This is a genomic window from Cryobacterium sp. TMT2-10 (assembly GCF_004403075.1).
GTDB classification, from domain to species: domain Bacteria; phylum Actinomycetota; class Actinomycetes; order Actinomycetales; family Microbacteriaceae; genus Cryobacterium; species Cryobacterium shii.
Genome location: NZ_SOGW01000007.1, coordinates 1 through 17,194, shown reverse-complemented (window position 1 = coordinate 17,194; position 17,194 = coordinate 1). Strand labels below are relative to the sequence as shown.

Genomic DNA, 17,194 nt, shown 5'->3' with positions numbered 1-17,194 from the left:
CGCGCACGTGCGTCTGATCGGTGACGACCGTCAGCTCGCAGCCGTCGAGTCCGGCGGGGCGCTGCGCCTCCTGGAACGCGAAGTCGGCTCCGTCAAGCTTGAAGAGATCCACCGGTTCACGTCCCCGGCCGAAGCCGAAGCGACCCGGCAATTGCGGGACCCGGCCACGGTGGGGGACCCGTTCCGCTGGTACGTGGACAACGACCGGGTTACCGGTGGTGGCATCGACCGGATGACCGACCACGTCTTCGCTGCCTGGCAGCACGACGACGAAGCCGGTAAGAACGCCGTCATGCTCGCCCAACAAAACGTCACCGTCACCGACCTCAACACGAGGGCCCAGGCGTACCGGATGGGCTCCGGCCTCGTCTCCGGGAAGAGGTCCTCGCAGCTGCGCGACGGGCTCGCCGCGTACCAGGGCGACCGCATCGTCACCCGGCTGAACGACGCCACCCTCCGCACCGGGCGCGGCACCGACCGCGTCAAAAACGGTGACGTGTGGACGGTGGGGAAGGTGCAAGCCGACGGCGCGCTGAGCGTCACCCATGCCGGGCACGGCGGACGCATCACCCTGCCCGCCGAGTACGTGCAGAACAACGTCGAGCTCGGCTACGCGTCGACCATTCACCGCGCCCAGGGCATGACCGCGGACACCGCCCACGTCCTCGCCGACTCCTCCACCTCCCGCGAACTCGTCTACGTCGGGTTGACCCGCGGCAAGGAAGCAAACCACCTCTACGTCGAGACCGAAGACGCCCAACCCATGAGCGACGTCCTGGCCACCATCGCCGGCCACAGCGACGGGATGCTCTCCGCCACCGAAACCATCCGCGCCGAACAAGCCCGAGTCGACGACCTGGTCACCCTCATCGACCAATACGGCGACGTCGCCGAACGCGCCAGCACCGTCCGCTTCACCCAACTCGTAGGCCACACCCTCGACGAGTCCGATGCCCGGAACCTCACCAGCTCCGAGAGCTGGGGAGCCGTCACCGCAGCCCTCACCCGCGCTGAAACCCAGGGCCTTGACCCGGCCCAGGTGCTGCGGGAATCGTGGAACGAACGAGAACGTGGCACCGCCGACGACGTCGGCGCCGTCCTCTCCCACCGGATGGAACGACGCATCGAAACAGCCCCCGCCGACGCGGCGCCAGTGTCAGCGGCCGAGCGTCCGGCGGTGCCGGCGTGGATCGCCGATCGGCGTGTGCTCGACGCCGCCGGCACCGACCCCGCATGGCGGGACCACTTGGGGGAGCGGTACGAGTACTTGGCCGTGCGCCTCGAGGAACGAGGCACGGCGATCGCCGCCGGGCAGCCCGACTGGGCGCAGCAGCTTGGCGACGTCCCGTCCGAGAGCGCCCGCCGTCAGGAGTGGGTGCGGCTCGCCGCGGAAGTCGATGTCTTCCGCGGCCGGTACAAGGTCGAGCCGACCCAAGCCGACGCCATCCCCGCGGCATACCGTGAGCGCAAAGTTGGTGCGGAGCTCGCGGCGCGCGTAGCCGCACTGGAGAAGACGCAGGCTCATGGCACTCCGCCAAGCACGCCTGAGGCGGGCCGACAGAAGCCGGCCACTGCACTCGAGGCGATGCGCGCGGCGAACCGGGCTGCGGCTGACCGACAGAGGGAATCGCAGCGTGCCGCCGGCATAATTGTGAAGGCCCATCAAGCGACCCCCGGCGATCAGGCGATGCAGGCCGATGACCTGCACACACGGGATGATGGCCGCGAACGGTAGAGCATGGAGGATCGGCCTACCCTGGGCGGTGCGTGCATATCGAAGCGGACCGATGGATCGATACTTAGCCGAGGCTCATGGTCACTGTTTCCGAAATTTCGTCTTCCGGAATGGTGACCGAACCGGCGTCTCCCACTGTGACCTCGTAGAATTGTTCGCCCATAGGGACGTTGCTTGCTGACCAAGCGAACTGACAGGCGAGGACGCTCCCGTAGTCAATGACAATTCCTTCTTTCAACGAAGTCGCTCCGACGCCCGGTGGCGTTTGTGATTATCACCTGCACAGTTGGCCCAACTTCGGCATCCCTATCGACGCAGCTTTCGCCTCCCGTGTCTCCCTTGCTGGCAGAGATGTCGAGTGTGCCGTTTACGGTGATACCGTCCGACTCTGGCTGAGCACCCGAGCAACCAGATGCGAGGAGGAGGATCCCTAGAGCTGGGATGGAGAAGAGCAGTCGTCTGTGCATGTCCCCGATTCTATGGTTCTTGCAGAACGGCTAGTGCGGAGCAGCCCGTGGTTTCCCGCGAGACCTTGCCGGTGCGTTTCTAGGGCGCGCCTGAACGTGGACGAGCAGGTCGTCCATGCGGCCCACGCTGAGGGAAGCGTAGGTTCATGCGGGCGCCACCTCCGTCTGATGCTGTTCTGCCGTTAGTAAGGCTCGAACTAAGTCCGCCTTCACACCCTTCCCGTCATTTGAGAGCATTCCTTCGCTTCCCACCGGCCAGAGCGTTCACTGGTATCGGCGCGAGGTCGATCAGGTAGACGCCATCGTCTCGGACTGGGCGATAGAAAATCGGGGGTGCTGCTCGAGTGGCACCCCCGATTCATCTTTGTTTGGAGCTAGACGCGCTGGCTAATCGTTCCGCCAGGGTCCTTCTGTGCCGCCTTAGGAGACACAAAAAGCCCCGACGCTGCCGAGCGATGAACGGTACGAGCATTACCAGTTCCTTGGCCGACGTGCTCCGTGGTCGTTTTGGCCGGCCACCGGGCGGCGGCGGCGTTCGAAACGAACTTTCCTGACTTTGCGCTGCGATTGACAGATTGACCCATGTTGGGCCTCCTTCGATTTCGATATTGAAAAGTGCACTATTGGTTCGGCGAACCTAGGCCCGGCTGCCGAGGTTCGACGGCCTGCCAGACGGGAAGTTCCGTTCTGCTTCTGTGCTGCGGTAGGACGCAAACTAGAGATCGTGCGACGTCCGGCCCGAGAGCTGTCAGGAGTCGGTGGGTCTCGCCGCCGAAGTTGCCGTTGGGGCCGACCGGCAGCGGAGAGCGCGCCGCTGCTCTGACAGTGAAGGCACGACGAGCCCCGAGGCGACTAGTCGACGCAGCCTGACGACTCGCCCACTGGGGAGGGGGCCACCTGGAATCATCGGTGGCCGCCGACACCGTGAGGTCAAGCTCCTCCAGGAGGCGACGTGGGCTCTACCGTCTCTTGCCGAGTCCGGGGAGCCCGCCACCGACCGCGACGATGGAATGGCGCGTTCTATCGGGGTATTCAGGGAGCCCGAGTGCGATCTCCTTCTCAGCCAGAAGAGCGTTCGCGTGGCTTTGGGCGATCCGTACATACTCGCTGTACGGAACGGTTTGGACCAATCCATATGTTTGCGCTTTTCGGGCTGCCGGGGTTCCGGTCGAGATGCAACGCATCCCGCCATCCTTATGTGATTTGAAGGTCAGGTCGGCTGTAAGCGCGACGACCTTTTCGCACGAGGGGCATTGGCTTCTTGTTGGCACGTTCCGTCCAATCGTGTCCTCATTTAGGGGGACACGGTGACTCTACCGGCATTAGAAGATGAATACTATAAAACGCGAATTAGTCGGATTTAGATTAGAAACATCGAAGCTTGATGCCGCCGTGACTGTGAGCGGTGTTTGATCCTGTCCGGTCCGCACTCTCAAAACGGGCGCAAACACGCACTCGCGTCACAGCGCTCCCGTAGAATCGCCGAGATTGGATGATTCTCTCCGCTCTCGTGGCTGATTGACCGTTCTTGGGTGCGAAAATATTCCCGTCGGCCAGGCCGACCCATCGCTCGGAGTCTCAGATGAATAGCGTCATGGACGAGGCGGCACTCGCTCGCCTCAGCTGCATCATCCTCGCCCAACCACGTCACGTTCGCTCAGGCCTTGTGCGCAACCCGAACACTCCCGACGGCGTTCTCACCGCCCTCGCCAGAGACGAGGACCGCGAGGTTCGAAGGGGCATCGCCGAGAATCCGAAGGTTCCGGTTGGCGCTCTAATCATCCTCGCCACCGACCAGGACGGAATCGTGCGGGATTATGTCGCGAAGAACCCGAACACTCCCGTCGGAATCCTCCACGCCCTCGCTGCCGAGGATTGGATGGGCGTGCGATGTGGCGTCGCCGAGAACCCGAACGCTCCCGTCGGCATTCTCGCCGCCCTCGCCACCGATCAGGACGTAGACGTTCGAGAGCATGTTGCGAAGAACCCGAACACTCCCGTCGGCGTTCTCGAGGCTCTCGCCGCCGACGCGTATTGGGGCGTGCGTTTTGGTGTTGCCCTAAACCCGAACATTCCCGTCGGCATTCTCATCGCCCTCGCCACCGACCAGAACCAAACCGTGCGAGCGCGCATCGCCGACCACCCGAACATTCCCGTCGGAATCCTCCACGCCCTCGCCGCCGACCACAACGAACTCGTGCGATCGTTCGTCGCCAGCCGCTCGAACGCTCCCGACGGTATTCTCACCGCCTTCGCCGCCGACCAGAACTATCAAATGCGACGCTGTGTTGCGAAGAACCCGAGCACTCGCCTCAGCACCCTGGCAGCCCTCGCAACCGACCCAGACGAGAGCGTACGAGTAGATGTCGCCGAGAACCCGAACACTCCCGTCGGCATTCTCGCAGCCCTCGCCGAGGACAACTCCGGGATCGTGCGATCGTGTGTCGCCACCAACCCGAACACTCCCGTCGGCATTCTCACCGTCCTCGCCTCCGACCAGCACTGGGGCGTGAAGAGGGTTCTCGGGAAGAACCCGAACACTCCGGCCGATCTTCTCACCGCCCTCTCAACTGATCGGGAGGGGTACCTGCGAGAGAATGTCGCGAAGAACCCGAGCACTCCCGTCGACGTTCTCACCGCCCTCTCCACGGATCAGGACGAGACCGTGCGCAGGGTTCTCGCGGAGAACCCGAACACTCCGGCCGATATCCTCACCATCCTGACCCGCGACCAGGACACACGCGTACAGACGAGCGCGGCGGCGAACCCCTCTCTGACGATGCACGCATTTCTGGACGCCATGGACACGCTGGTGGAACGGACCGGCGTGCAGGAAGTCCTTCTGGCTTCTGGTGACTTGGTCCCGATTCAAGGCCTGAAGGGTATGGCCGAGTGCAACCAGCGCGGCGTGCTCAAAGCCGATGACTCGGAGCGATTGAAGGAGCTGGAGAGGCAGAACGCGACGTTGAAGCGGTTGCTCGCCGAGGCGGAGCTGGAGAAGGCGGCGCTCAGAGCGATGGGCAAAGGGAACTGGTAAAGCCGGCAGCGGACCTGGGGCTCAACGTTCTCCGCCCCGTTGCGAAATCAGGAAACTGTCCCAGTGAGTCTCTTCATCGGGTCGTTCCGCGTCCGCGCCAGCCTTGCCGTCTATAACTTTGGCGCCGCTTGCATGCTGCAACACCGACGCGTTCACGCCGCCCAGAGCGTGAATCGGATTCAAATTCTGCTTGAAACTGAAGTTCACGCATTAGCGGGAGTTCGTGCTGACTTCGACGCTGGCCGAACCCGTTATCAGGGGAGCTCTATTCGGCACATTCTGCAAAAGGTGCATTAAACTGGGGAACCTAGTTATCAGTTCTAGGTTATGGGGCCTGGTGTTGCGTGCTGTGATGGAGCCTAGGTGGGTGTGCATTAGGCAGCGCTCGGGAGTTACCTGCGTAGGCGATTCGTCATTCTTGGGTCATCGCTGCGGTGTAAAAATCTCCTATGGAGCGGCTCATCAACGTGCACAGCACCGAAAGCTCAAGGAGATTCGTACCGGAAAAGAGCGGGACACGGATGCTAGCCCGAAGGGTTTCTTCAAAAGTGAGGGCAGCGCATGGCCAAGCTTCGGTGGCGTTCCAGTCGTTCGTGATCGCCTGGATGCGACGCCGAGTGTTGTGTGTGAAGGTGATGAGATCCTCATCTGCTCGGCAGAGAAGGGTATCCCGGGAGCAGCTCCACAAGATGGGGCGGGGCATTTCCGCATCTGGGCCGATCGCCATCACCAGGCCTGGCCCCGACGGAGTTTCATCCCAAAAGGTCACGATGGAATCGATGGTGGGGCGACTCCAGAAGAGGCCTGCTCTGGTCATTCCCTGCTCAAGCAGATTCATGGTGAGCCGAGCGGGGACGAGGCGCACGTCACGTGTGCGGGCGGGCTGGGCCGCAGGAGGCTTGAAGTAGTCGAAGGGATCCATGGGAGTGATCATGTTCTCAATTACGAGGTCGGGAACGTGATTTGGACTGTGCGGTTGGATGCGGCCAGGCCGGGGTCGAGGGTGCCGTCGGGGCGGACGTCGTAGACGTAACCGTCCCATTGCGTGCCGACCCCAATGGCCTCAATGCGGGATGCGTCGATCCCTCGGCCAATGAGGCCGTTGCGCACCGCGTGGGCTCGTTCGGTCGCCAGCTTGACCTGGCTCTCGATAGTGTCGGTTCCCGCCGCTGTCCCCAGGATGTGCACTCGCTGATTGGGATTCTGGAGAAGCGATGCCGCGATTTCGTCGAGTGTCGTCGCTGCGGCGACGCCATAGCGGAAGTCGCTGAGACCGGGTTGGAACCCAAGCGAGGAGCCCTCGCCGAAAACGATGGGCTCTACTGCGGCGACGTTGATGACTGGGGAAACCTCGGCGACTACGGTCCGGGTGGTGAACGCGGTGGCAGGTCCGTCGGCGGATCGAGGGACGGGGATGACAGTAACCGCGGCGCCGGCATCGGCAAAGACTGTGGACCAGATTCCGGTTACGTTGTTCGTTTGGGCGGGCGACAACGGAGGTTGGGGTGCTACCGAGTACCCGAACCCGACCAAAAACATCGAGGCACCTTTGAGGTCGGGTACCAACCCTGTCGGTACCACGGCTGCTGATACCTCAGCTGGGTCTGCCAGTGTCATGCCCGGGGCGGTCATGTCGATGGCACCAGTATCGGGCAGTCCGGAGTCGATCACGATGATTTGTGGGCGTGACGATGCATTGGCCTTTGCCATGTCGTGGGCGACACGGACGCCCTGGGCGAGATTAGCGCCGTCGGAATCGGCTGTAACACCTCGGACCATAGTCGTAACTGCGCCCATCATCGCGTCGACGTCCTCTTGCGTCGCGGTCGGATTGGCACCGGTAATTTCGTAGTCACCGCTGCTCCACGACACTTCCGGGGTGCCGTCGATGCCGATGATGGCGATCGGGGCTTCGCTGCGGATGGCGGCGTCGAGGATGGGCTCTAACTCAGCCGGGATGTTGGCGGCGGACACATTGCTGTGAGCGGAGACAACAATCATCAGGCCGTCAGTACCAACTTCTGGGATGGTTTTTTCGGCGGAGCATCCGGCGAGAACGGCGAGACCGGCGAACAATGCCACGAGCTTGAGGGTACGGGTGAGCAGAGGGAGATGGGAGGGGATCATGGGTACTCCTTGGTCGGGTCTCTTCCTACGGCCGGCTTCTGTCAGCTGCAGGAAGAGACGCGGCAGGTGATGCGTCGGGGTTAAGCCGGGGCTAGGCGGCTGCTTCGGGGTGAAGTTCTTCAGTCTCGAACGGGAGGTTCAGCCAGGGACACGGCTCTTGGATCCAGGCGATCGGGCGGATTTCGGCGTGGGTGGCGAGGATGTGATTGCCGATGGTGCCCGCGTTGCGGACGTGCCGGCGGAGGTACGCGCGCGCATATGCGGCAGCGCGCCGGTTGTGGAAGTGGCGTAACCGCTCAACGCGTCCGATAAGTGCCTCGAAGTTGGTGAGGACATCTGCGACGGTTTCCGCGACCTCGTCGCGGCGGTCGCTGACTGCCGTGGTCGCGGCCTTGACACGGTTGATGACGCCTTGACGGGTGGTCGCGTACTCATCTCGGCGACGGTCGGCGACTTCCTCCACCGTCAGGCTTTTTTCGGTCGAGAATCGTATGTGTGCGGCCTCGCCGCTCAGCTCAGCTGGCATCGACGCCAGCTCGCCTTCTGCTGCGGTTCGCGCATCGATGAGCCGGTCGAGGCCGCCCCGGAGTGCACGATGGCGTTCGATAATAGGGAAGGATTTTTGGTGCGCGGATAGCCGCTCGGCGCTGACGCGTTCGTTGAACTGGTGCTCGTTGTTGCGCAGCCAGGAGGTGGCTGGTCCATCAACGGCAGCCGGGGACGCTTCTGCCCGGTTCGTGGTCACTACGAGATCGAAGATGCCGTCGCGCCTTCCTGCGCTGACATCGCTGATCCGCAAATAAATGCGGTAGGGCAAAGCCGCCAGAGGTGCAGCGGGGTTGGTGATGGAATCGGAATTGCGTGGGGATTTGTTGGCCATGGTTTGAGCTCCAGTGATTGAGGTTGTGTTAGCTGGTGTGACTGACGGATCTAGTCGGCGTTGCCGGCCGCGGGTTCGGTTTTGTTTGCCATGCCGGGTATCTTGTTCGTCTCCACACGCGGTGCAGGTTCGCGGATTCCAGTGGTGGCCCTTGGATTCCCTTGTGCGCGCACAGCCTCGACCCGTGCCCATTCGTTCAGCTCGTCGGCCACCGCCTCGAGGGCTTTCAGGGCGACATCCTTGTCGTAGTTGATGCGCCCAAGGACGGAGCGCTGAATGATTAGTTCGTCGCGTAGACGCGCCACTCGGCCGGTTTTGTTTGCCAATGCGGTCGCTGCAGCATCAAACGCGTCGGAGACGCCGAGGAACCGGGTGCGTTCGGGATCAGCGAGTCGCCAGCCATCGATGACGGCCAGGATGGTTGTGGCCGCCATCACGATGAGCATCACCGGAGCAAGGATGGTTTCATCGACAGAGCCGGTCAGCGACCCGGCATCTGACTCGAAGCTGACCCCGACGCCGCCGTGGTTAGCATGAAGACGAAGGATGAACAGTGCAACAGCGACTCCGGCAGGTACGGCCAGGGCGCCGAGCGCGGCCCACCATGCCTTGTTCTTGAGCATGACACCGGAGGCGAAGGCTCCAGCGACCGCAAGCATGCTGACGCCGACAGCGACGAACCAGGAAACGATCTCGGGCAGCCGGAGCGCCGAATCGAAGGCGTTTTTGGCTAGTGCGACGTCGACCAGCCCTGCCACGATCAGCACGGCGATAGCCCACGCGCGCTCTCCCCGGTGATGCGATTTCGAAACGCGCGCCCGTGCACCGTGCACGATGGTTTGGTTAGAGAAGGAACCGCCGGTAACGGTCGCCGTGTAGGTAGCGGCGGTATTGGGCTCTTCGGGGGTTGAGAGGGGGATCATGTTGGACTCCTGGTTGAAGTGGATGTCGGTTGGTCGGAAGTTCAGGGGAGGAGTCGCGGGTGTTGTTCTCCTCCAAGTGAGGAGTGGAAGGGGAGCAGGTCTGCCACCACGGAGTCGTCGTCAGCTTGTTTGACCTCCGCGGCGAGGGCCGTCTCGTTGAGGTCAGGGGAGGCGGAGTGGCCTAGGCCGAGATATGTGGAGAATGCCGTGTGATCGGCCGTTGCGTCGATGTATTTGCGCTTGAGGTGGTCGAGTTCGAGTTTTTCGCGCTCGAGGTTGGCGTTGGTGATGCTGACCAGGCGTGCTGCGACCACCCGGCGGGACTCTGCGTCGTCCAAAACCTTCGCGACCCACGTTTCGTGCCACGCATCGATCCAGTTGTGGAGTACCTCAGATGTAAGTGAGTCCGTGGCGCCCGCTATGTGGAGGTTGTGTGCGACGCCCGAGACGATCTCGCGGAGGTTGTTGGCGTGGGGATCCAACCGAGGTAAGGAGTGAGCGATCGGTGTAAGTCCGAGGGGATAGTCCGCAGGCGGAAGTGCGTGGTTTTCCAGGTCGAGTACCTCATTGAGGGTGACGCGGTCTGACTCGTGCTGCACAAAGGGCTCCGCCGGGCGAGGCTTGCGGCGGAAGAAGTTGAGTAGGAATTTCATCGGGAACTCCATCGCTTGGTGGTGGCTTATGGGTCTTGTTGGTAGAGACGCGCGCGGGTCGGCCGCGGGGTTAAAGTCACGGCCGACCCATCAGGGTGCAGTTGCTTAGCGGGCGTGGTGGAGGTCAGCAATGCTTTCCGTAACGATGCGGTTGTAGATGACCCCCAGGTCCGCCGGGTTGCCGCCTAGCTGGGCGCAGCGTCGTGCCTGATATGCGAGCCGGTCGGCCGCATTATTGAGCGGATGGTCGGAGTGGCCCTTTACCCACTCGAAGCTCACCGCCCGGCGTGAGGCCAGAAGTGCGATGTGGTGGAGCGCATGAGCGGCGTCCTTGGCGCCCCGGATCCCGGAGCGATCTCGGATGACGCCCATTTCGAGAGTCTCGTTGACGAGCACCAGTGCGGGGCGCGAGTCCGTCAGTATCCGCACGGAGCGCGCTACCGGTGCCGAACGCAACGCCTCCAGAATCCCGCGAAGCTCGGCAACAAGAATGGTGCCGGTGGGGATCGTGCCGGCGCTGTAATTGCCGTCTTCCGCGATCCACGCCCAGCCCGATACCGGGCGATTGCTTGAGGAGCCGTCTGTCGCTATGGTGAGCGTGTCGTTGGGATTCATTGCCAGCCTCCTTATGCCCCGACTGGTTCGGGTATTGAGAGAGACGTGCGGACGGTTCGACCGGGGTTAAACGGGAGCGGTGCCGCCAGTCGGCCATCTCCACAACGAGGGAGACGCCTAAATGAGTAGTGCGGCGGATGTCATTGGCAATAGCGACGGCGAGGATACCGATGTGAGTGAAGTGACAGAGGCACCGCTGTCAGATGGTGAGAACGAGCTCCCTGTCGATGCTCTGATCGAGGAGCTTGAGGTTGACTTTCACGAGGCCAACCAGGTCCAGGTTACTTTCAAGGAGTTCATCAGTGATGGTGCCAACCGTGGCAAATTGTTGGCGTATGGATGGCGGCTAACGGGTGATCGGGATGAAACTGCCGACCTCATCCAACAAGTCATGGTTACGGCACTCCACGAGCTAAGAGCCAGACCTCGGTACGTCGGCGAATTTGTCAGCCTTATCAGACGGGCGATGTATAACAAATTTATCGAGCAGATACGTAAGAAGGCACGAGATAAAGCGCGCGGGGACTATGGGGACAGCCTCGACGAGATTCTGGAAGACACCAACAACGAGTTCGATGTTGTTGATGTGCGACACGGGCTTCGACGTGGATTGTGGCGACCGGAAGAACGAGCGGTTGCCAGTGAAGCCCAACTGCAGATATGGAAGGCCATCTCCCAGCTGCTGCCGCAGCAGCAGGTCGTCGTGACGCTTGCCCTCGGTCTTCATCCTGATCGCCGTAACGAGCCGCTCAGCCAGACACAGATCGCAGAGTATTTGAACATTCCAGTAGATCTGGTGAAGAGAAGGTGGCGCTACGCGCTTCCGACTCTTCGCTTTTACCTTGAAACGTTCTGGAACGATTGGAAGAACTCCTGATGACTGATCAGCACCGAGCGGACGCGGATGACATGTCTCAAATTCCGACGCTTATAGAAAGGATCGACCAGCTTCTCGCTGCGGACATGGATGCGGAGAAGGCTGACGACACACCTGAGGCAGCAGGGATGTCCGCCGCCGATGCCGCATATGTGGACGCAAAGTTACTGCGGATTCTGGGACTAACTTCGACCGACGACGACCAGCACGTTTCGCAGGACGATCTCGAATGGGAACACTTCATCCTCATCGCGACCGCCACCCTCTCTCCTGCTCCTGCTGAGACAAGCCGCGGTGAGAGCGGTCCGCTGTCACGACGGGATGTTTATCTTCCCGACCGGGATGTCGTGTCGGCCATCATCGGGGGCGAATACACGTCTGGTGAGTACCCCGTCCTTCGGCTCGAACAACTCGACGGCACCATTACCGCACAGATTTTTCGCCTGCCTCCCATAGCACCGGGCGTTCGGGTGCGTTTGAATTTTGCCGGCTTCGCGATCTATTTGCGTGCTGACGGGGACCGCGTCTTCGGTAGCGTTGCCGGGATCCTCGACGACGAGACCTTCGCCCGTGCTTCAGTGGACGTCTCAGTGGCCCAGGAATGACCGACGCGTGGCGGGCATACGCCGACCAGCCGGGTCGGCTCGCCGCCGTCGCAGCGTGTACCAGGACGTGTACTACCAAAGAAAACAACAAGCCAGGGGTTCTTCCGCCAGCGCGAGCTAACGCACGGTTGGTGAGTGATTGCGGTGAGTTTCTGGTTGCGTGGCGGCCGACACTGTAACTCGCCTCGTCGGCCTAGTCGGCCGACTTATCAGGCTAGGACGGCCCCACTCAAGAGGTGATCAGCTTGTCGGGGAATGAATAGGCCGTAAGCCCCCGCAGACATCGATAAGGAAATCTTTGATGAATTGGTTGTTGGCGCCTTGGTGGCTTAGCCATGCTCGATGAGTGGCAGGAGTACGCAGATTCTGCGCATGCTTTGGCCCCGGCCGATCGGCTGCGCCGGCTCGCCACTGTGATTGTCGCATTCAATCAAGTTGTCCGGTATCAGGAGAACGCGGAGAGGGGGCTCCCGGTATCCCGACCACGGGAACAACTCGTTAGAGAGATCGGAGAGATTCTCGTGGACGAGAAAACCGATACGCTAACCCGCATCATCGGTCTCGTCGGCCGGCACATGAGCCGTCCACAGACAGATTCGAAGGACGACCAGCATTGGGCTGATCAGGACGAAGCCGCTCGACTTGCTCAAGCATTGGGCGACGCTTCTCTCGCGGCGTGGGTGAATTGGACTGCAGCACGGCAACTCATCCGCACGCAGAGGCCTGAACGATCTCTTCCCTATGCGGACGCTGCCCGACTCTTAGTCGAGCTGCCTGATTTCGCTGGATTCGGGCCATTTCTTGGGATAGAGCCGCGCTGGCTCGAAAGCACGGATGTGGGTGCCGCGACCAGGCTGTTGCGTCACTACACGTGGTCCACCGTTCGGTTGGCGCGGCGCTACAACGGTGATCTGGACGGTTGGCTCCAAGCAGTCGACATGATGACTGCCGTGGCGAAGGAGGCACTCGACTATCGGCCCTCGCTTCTCCTTGCAGCTCTGATCTCGCGCTATGACTTGCAGCGCAAGCTCGGCGACCAAGCTGATCTTTCGGAACTGGTACAGCTGCGCACGCAAAGTTACATGTTTGACGAAGCTTTTATGGCGCAGTCCGGATACAACGCAGCGGTCCGAGGCGATCATTCAGGAGCTCTTGAATTCTTCCGTCAGCGCGCGGAAATGATCTTGAATCGTATGGAGCCTGACCTCGTCGACAAAACCCCGAATGAGCTCGCAGAACTGTTTGCAGAGCGCCCCATCGCGAAACTTCGCCCATTAAATCCCCTCGCCAACACTGCATTCGAGTTGGCAAGCAACCTGTTCGATTCAGGACGTACGGAATTGTATGCCGAGGATCGGGACCTGGCTTTAGCGTGGCTCCGCGTCGCCGAGATGCTCTGGAGGGAGTGGGCAACCAACGGGTATCGGGCGGCGATGGCCCGACGGGCGTACTTCGAGCTCCCATCAAACCCAGACGCCGTCCTCACGCTAATCCAAATCGCTCGCGAGGCTCCTCTCGCGGCTCTGCGCGTCAATGTCATGCGACGAGCGGCAAAAGGCGCAACGTCGCATAAAGCTCAGATACTCCAGCAGTTGGAGGACATGCTGACCGAGCCGTGGGAGGCGTACCAACGCGCGACCTTGCTCACGTCGCACGCCTGGCTGCAGCGGGAGAAAGAGGGGGAAGACGCAGACCGCGCAGAAGAATACGCACACCACGCGCTATCTACTCTCGCAAACCGGTCTGTGGGAAAGATCGAGGTTATCGCGATGGCTGAAGGTGTCCTCACCGAAATATCGCGTTGGAGGGGCAACTCCGAGCAGGAGGCACAAAGCCACCGGGGCGCCGTGTCGGCCATTGCACGGATGCTACTTAACGCCACTACTTATGAGCAGCGCCTGCGAGTCGCTCGAGAATGGGCACCGTCAATTCGAGCGGCGTTATCGTTTGCAGAGCTGCACTCTGACGCGGAGTTGGCCGACCTTGTTCACGAAATCGTTCGTCGTGATGGAATCGGCGCGTTGCTTTCGCAAATGAGCGAGAGTGTCTTAGCCCCGGCCGATGTAGCGAGCATTGCGCAGGACGTCACAACTGCCGGTCGCACCGACGCACGTCAGCTTGTCGATGATGAATCAGATATGAACCCTGATTCTGACGCAGATTCTATAGACGAGGTAAAGCGTGGACTAACGCGTGATGCCGGAGAAATGAGAATAACGGCCAGAGATGAACAGGCTTATGCCCAAGCACAGCAGATCCTCGGGCACCTGGGGAGCCTAGTTGACCCGGGGACTCTGTACTCGGCTCAAGCGTCTACGGTCCTAGATGCGTCACCGCACAAGCAGAATGTCTATCTACTTCAGCTCCTCCCGTCGTCCATCGAAATGGTCGGATCCGACGGGGGACCTGTGCTCTACCGTCGGCTGACTTGGACGGACGGCAACGGGCGCCATGAACTCGTTGATAGTGTCGCCCTTCCAGACGGGTTGAGGGACGAACCTGAAGCGGGCGATCTTTACTGCTGGAGCGATGCCAGTCCTTTGCTTCCAGACCCGTTAAGTGAAGCCTTAGAGCGTGCCACGGTTGATAGCCCCGTTCGCCTGATGATCGTACCCACAGCTTTGTTTCACATAGAGTTCGATGGGCTACGCACTGGATCGTTCTTTCTTATCCAACGAGCGTCCATAACCGTTCACACATCTCTCACTGCCGCGATGCATTCCTTAGACAACGTCCGTCCATGGGACCGTGCTGCCGGCTCATACGGAGTTTTCGATATCGACGCACTGCCGGCGACAAAGACTGAGAAATTTGCCGTGGAACGCCACTTCAAGTCGATGCAGGAGCTCGCCACCAAAGCGAAACTATATGAAGCATTTATGACGTCATCTCCTGCCTTGTTGGCCATCGGCGTGCACGGATACGACGACGATGCTGGTTGGGGTCAAACCAAGCTGCTACCTAACGGCGAGACACTTAGCGCCGCCGAGGCTCTCGGATTAAGCTTCCCAGAGGTCTGTGTTCTGGCCTCATGCAACAGCCGTGTGCGACAGCATGGAGTCGATCATGCTGGTTTTATAACAGCGATGTTCGCCCGAGGAGCGACAACGGTGATCGGATCTATCGGTCTCTTATACGACGTAGAAACCTCAGAAATTCTTGCTGAATTTTATGGAGAGCTAGAACGCACCGGTGACCCGGTGCGTTCGCTACGGGCAGCTCGCCTGAACTGGATTGCGCAAGACCCGGATCACCGGTGGTACACGAGAGAACTTTGGTCCCGCCTGGTGCTTTACGGCGGCGCACACTACTGATGCAACATTGGCTTTTGGTTGCTGGTGGTTGATCACCTTGAAAGCTCGCCGACTCCTCCTCTGAAAAGATGCGCCAGTTGTTTAGTGTTTCTGCAGAATTTAACCCCGACCGGGCCGGCTATGCGTCTCTCCTTGTGAAGGCGCCGATACAGGTCGGCACCAAGAACACTGGAGGCTGTCATGCCGAACAACTCCCGCTTCACCGCCATCGCCCGCCGAGCTCCGTACATCTGCCGAGGATGTGGCACGAGCATCTCCACCCCAGCGAGCTTCCGCAAATGCCCCGTTTGCGGTATCAAATTCAACTAGCGCCCAGGATCATGATTGGCCGAGGATCGACTGCACCATCCTGCTACAGCTCCACGTCGTCCGGCGGCATCGACGCAGGCACGATCCTGGCGGTTGTGTCTTTGCGTCGGTAGAGGTGTCCTTGGTCGGGGTCGCAGTCGCGGAAGGGCCCGTTGCCTTTGTCGAAGATGACGGCGGCGTGGCGGTCCCAGTGGTTGATCCACCAGGACGACACGGCGCCGGCGTCGCCGTCCATGACGCTGGCGTCAGCTTGCATGCTGGCCTGCCAGAGGGCCTTGAACCGGGCGACGACCTCCGGGTGTAGCCACCATTGGGTGCACCACGGCGTGGGTTTGGTGCCAACGACCTCGACGGTGGCGAGGTGACCGGTCAGCCAGTCGAGGAACATTTGTCGGACGTCGACCGCGTCCTCTTCAGGGCCGGTCGAGTCGTAGTCGTCGTGTTCAGCCATGGGCTGCGACCTCCGCTGCAGTGGTGTCGTCGGGCACCGGGACCGGCGTTGGCACTGGGCCTGCTGTCCTGGTTGGTGTGCGGTTGATGGTGGTGGTGAGGCTTTTGTCGCGGAACCAGGGGACGGTGTTGACCATGACGGGGCGGCATTTGGAGCTGAAGACGATGGCGCGCCATTCGGGGAGGGAGCCGAGGGCGGCGATGTCGAGGGTGTTGACCTTGCGGGTGTTGGTGGAGGTGGATTGGTGGCCGTCTTTGCCGGTGGAGCTGCCGTAGGTGATTTCGTCGTGTTCGCCGATGAGGGCGGCCAGGGAGCGGAGGAAGTCGTCGTCGCCGGATCCTCCGCCGAAGACGCGGGTTGCGGCGGCGTCCCAGAGGGTCTGCCAGCCGTCTTTCCCGAACGCGTCGATTGCTTGGGCGCGGGATTGGAAGTAGGAGTTGAGGATGATGCCCATCGACCCGTAGAAGGAGNTAGAAGGAGTACACGGAGGGCAGTTCGGGCCAGCGGACGATGTTCGCGCACTCGTCGAGCTCCATCACGAGCGGGACCGGGAGCCGGCCGCCGTTTCGCTGCGCAGCGGTTTCGGCGGTTGTGCAGATGGCGCGGATGAGGGCGGTCAGGATGGCGCCGCCGGATCCTTCACCGTCTTTGGAGAGGAGAACGAGGGTGTCGGTGCTGGTGATGAACTGTGCCGGGTCGAAGTTGGACCGCAAGTGCCGCTCGCTTTTCCCGACCGGCGCGGGTCTCGAGCGGAATGCCCAGCAGCACAGCAAGAACAAGGCCAACAACGAAGACGCCCACGCCAATCACAGCGATAACAAAACCTAAAGCTAAAGCCCCCATGGTGGCCACCATACAGTGAGCAGGTTTCCGCCAACCAATGTGACGAACGCCTCCCGCGAAGTCGTTCTGCTCACCGCGCTGGACTTGGGGGCACTCGCACGCCGCCGCCGGAGCACCCGGGGCTTCACCGAGGGTGTGATGCCACGGGTCCTCGAGGATCGGCTCGCCATCTTCGGTGCGTGCAGGGGAGTACCAGATGCAGGGCTAAAGGCAATTTCTGCAATAGATGCATTACGAAAAAGACATAATAACTATTATCGTGACGGCGCTCAGCGAAATTCCCCAGTCCTGCTCATCGAAGCTCCCCAGGTCGCGGGGATAGATTAGCGGAAGTTTGTGCCCGTTGTCACGCGGCGGA

13 protein-coding genes and 1 pseudogene are annotated in these 17,194 nt (G+C 61.3%); 6 read left to right on the top strand and 8 right to left on the bottom strand.

Annotated elements, in window-relative coordinates:
• Together E3T37_RS00710 and E3T37_RS17740 are read left to right on the top strand one after the other, a co-directional pair.
• Positions 1-1,735, top strand: a 1,735-nt coding sequence (locus E3T37_RS00710) for an ATP-dependent RecD-like DNA helicase (protein WP_166806051.1), incomplete at its 5' end; no start/stop codon positions are given.
• A 2,049-nt stretch (positions 1,736-3,784) separates the two neighbouring features.
• Positions 3,785-5,239: a hypothetical protein gene (locus tag E3T37_RS17740; RefSeq protein WP_134364944.1), complete on the top strand. Its 1,455-nt coding sequence runs from the start codon at positions 3,785-3,787 to the stop codon at positions 5,237-5,239.
• A 412-nt stretch (positions 5,240-5,651) separates the two neighbouring features.
• Here the strand turns inward: E3T37_RS17740 and E3T37_RS00695 are convergent, their stop codons facing one another.
• The 6 genes from E3T37_RS00695 to E3T37_RS00670 form a co-directional block, all read right to left on the bottom strand.
• Positions 5,652-6,161 (bottom strand): hypothetical protein, encoded by a 510-nt coding sequence (locus E3T37_RS00695; RefSeq protein WP_134364943.1) that lies wholly within the window; start codon positions 6,159-6,161, stop codon positions 5,652-5,654.
• A gap of 20 nt (positions 6,162-6,181) precedes the next feature.
• The gene (locus E3T37_RS00690; RefSeq protein ID WP_134364942.1) at positions 6,182-7,366 is read right to left on the bottom strand and encodes an OmpA family protein; all 1,185 of its coding nucleotides are present in this window, start codon (positions 7,364-7,366) and stop codon (positions 6,182-6,184) included.
• 91 nt (positions 7,367-7,457) lie between these two features.
• Positions 7,458-8,246, bottom strand: coding sequence for a hypothetical protein (locus E3T37_RS00685; protein WP_134364941.1), 789 nt, complete (start codon positions 8,244-8,246; stop codon positions 7,458-7,460).
• A 50-nt stretch (positions 8,247-8,296) separates the two neighbouring features.
• Positions 8,297-9,169, bottom strand: a complete 873-nt coding sequence (locus E3T37_RS00680) for a hypothetical protein (RefSeq protein WP_134364940.1) — start codon at positions 9,167-9,169, stop codon at positions 8,297-8,299.
• 41 nt (positions 9,170-9,210) lie between these two features.
• Positions 9,211-9,822 (bottom strand): hypothetical protein, encoded by a 612-nt coding sequence (locus E3T37_RS00675; RefSeq protein ID WP_134364939.1) that lies wholly within the window; start codon positions 9,820-9,822, stop codon positions 9,211-9,213.
• Positions 9,823-9,927: 105 nt separating this feature from the next.
• Positions 9,928-10,437, bottom strand: a complete 510-nt coding sequence (locus E3T37_RS00670; protein WP_134364938.1) for a ribonuclease HI — start codon at positions 10,435-10,437, stop codon at positions 9,928-9,930.
• A gap of 121 nt (positions 10,438-10,558) precedes the next feature.
• On the opposite strand from E3T37_RS00670, the gene E3T37_RS00665 reads away from it, so the two are divergent.
• The 3 genes from E3T37_RS00665 to E3T37_RS00655 all read left to right on the top strand — a co-directional run bounded on the left by E3T37_RS00665 (position 10,559) and on the right by E3T37_RS00655 (position 15,233).
• A complete protein-coding gene (locus tag E3T37_RS00665) occupies positions 10,559-11,314 on the top strand; it encodes an RNA polymerase sigma factor (protein WP_134364937.1) in 756 nt (251 codons plus the stop codon).
• The gene (locus E3T37_RS00660) at positions 11,314-11,919 is read left to right on the top strand and encodes a hypothetical protein (RefSeq protein WP_134364936.1); all 606 of its coding nucleotides are present in this window, start codon (positions 11,314-11,316) and stop codon (positions 11,917-11,919) included. The genes E3T37_RS00665 and E3T37_RS00660 overlap by 1 nt, the downstream gene beginning before the upstream one ends.
• Positions 11,920-12,440: 521 nt before the next feature.
• On the top strand, positions 12,441-15,233 hold the full coding sequence (locus E3T37_RS00655; RefSeq protein ID WP_166806050.1) for a CHAT domain-containing protein: 2,793 nt from the start codon (positions 12,441-12,443) through the stop codon (positions 15,231-15,233).
• Between the two features lie 352 nt (positions 15,234-15,585).
• Here the strand turns inward: E3T37_RS00655 and E3T37_RS00650 are convergent, their stop codons facing one another.
• Positions 15,586-15,993, bottom strand: a complete 408-nt coding sequence (locus tag E3T37_RS00650) for a DUF4913 domain-containing protein (RefSeq protein ID WP_134364934.1) — start codon at positions 15,991-15,993, stop codon at positions 15,586-15,588.
• A pseudogene (locus tag E3T37_RS00645) lies at positions 15,986-16,453 on the bottom strand (TraM recognition domain-containing protein); the annotation flags it as partial. The gene E3T37_RS00650 and the pseudogene E3T37_RS00645, both read right to left, overlap by 8 nt.
• A 206-nt stretch (positions 16,454-16,659) precedes the next feature.
• Here E3T37_RS00645 and E3T37_RS16620 point away from each other — a divergent pair.
• The gene (locus E3T37_RS16620; protein WP_166806049.1) at positions 16,660-16,821 is read left to right on the top strand and encodes a hypothetical protein; all 162 of its coding nucleotides are present in this window, start codon (positions 16,660-16,662) and stop codon (positions 16,819-16,821) included.
• The last annotated feature ends 373 nt before the right edge of the window (positions 16,822-17,194 follow it).

What these genes read in the sequence shown, in the direction of transcription:
- E3T37_RS17740 (WP_134364944.1), top strand. Translation starts at nt 3,785, where the DNA reads ATGAATAGCGTCATGGACGAGGCGGCACTCGCTCGCCTCAGCTGCATC.
- E3T37_RS00660 (WP_134364936.1), top strand. Translation starts at nt 11,314, where the DNA reads ATGACTGATCAGCACCGAGCGGACGCGGATGACATGTCTCAAATTCCG.
- E3T37_RS00650 (WP_134364934.1), bottom strand. Translation starts at nt 15,993, where the DNA reads ATGGCTGAACACGACGACTACGACTCGACCGGCCCTGAAGAGGACGCG.
- E3T37_RS00670 (WP_134364938.1), bottom strand. Translation starts at nt 10,437, where the DNA reads ATGAATCCCAACGACACGCTCACCATAGCGACAGACGGCTCCTCAAGC.
- E3T37_RS00680 (WP_134364940.1), bottom strand. Translation starts at nt 9,169, where the DNA reads ATGATCCCCCTCTCAACCCCCGAAGAGCCCAATACCGCCGCTACCTAC.
- E3T37_RS00685 (WP_134364941.1), bottom strand. Translation starts at nt 8,246, where the DNA reads ATGGCCAACAAATCCCCACGCAATTCCGATTCCATCACCAACCCCGCT.
- E3T37_RS00690 (WP_134364942.1), bottom strand. Translation starts at nt 7,366, where the DNA reads ATGATCCCCTCCCATCTCCCTCTGCTCACCCGTACCCTCAAGCTCGTG.
- E3T37_RS00665 (WP_134364937.1), top strand. Translation starts at nt 10,559, where the DNA reads ATGAGTAGTGCGGCGGATGTCATTGGCAATAGCGACGGCGAGGATACC.
- E3T37_RS00675 (WP_134364939.1), bottom strand. Translation starts at nt 9,822, where the DNA reads ATGAAATTCCTACTCAACTTCTTCCGCCGCAAGCCTCGCCCGGCGGAG.
- E3T37_RS00695 (WP_134364943.1), bottom strand. Translation starts at nt 6,161, where the DNA reads ATGGATCCCTTCGACTACTTCAAGCCTCCTGCGGCCCAGCCCGCCCGC.